Here is a 438-nt window from a genome sequence, read left to right as displayed (position 1 = left end):
GGCCTCAGAGGCCTGACTCTGCGAATAGCCGAGCCGGATCAGACCGGTGCGCAACATGACCCGGCGCCATTCGGTGACATCGTGGCGCAACATGGGATTATCTTTGGCCAATTGGTATTTGAGCCGCTGCCAGTCGGCGGGACTCAGGGCGTCGGAAGCCGGGTGCGCGGCGGCCAGCCAGTCATACATGGCCTGTTCGGCGCGCAGAATCACCGGGTGGTTATCGTACAGGGTATCGTCCAGATCGAAGGTAAGCGCTTTGGGAGAACGAAAACTGCGGTAAAACTGCATGATACCGGCTCCTTATTTGGTTTTTTTGGCACGCGGGTGTGCCTGATCGTACACCTTGGCTAAATGCTGAAAGTCTAAATGGGTGTAGATTTGTGTGGTGCTGAGATTGGCGTGACCCAGCAGTTCCTGCACCGCGCGAAGATCGCC

2 protein-coding genes are annotated in these 438 nt (G+C 57.3%); both read right to left on the bottom strand.

The window, feature by feature from the left end; genetic code table 11:
* A partial coding sequence (locus ACYP03_RS24205) for an HAD family hydrolase (protein WP_459782396.1) occupies nucleotides 1–291 on the bottom strand: 291 nt, incomplete at its 3' end.
* 12 nt (nucleotides 292–303) lie between these two features.
* The coding region (locus tag ACYP03_RS24200; RefSeq protein ID WP_459782397.1) for a tyrosine-type recombinase/integrase at nucleotides 304–438 on the bottom strand (135 nt) is incomplete at its 5' end.

This window comes from Photobacterium sp. R1 (assembly GCF_054600795.1).
This window is presented reverse-complemented; position numbering and strand designations above follow the sequence as displayed.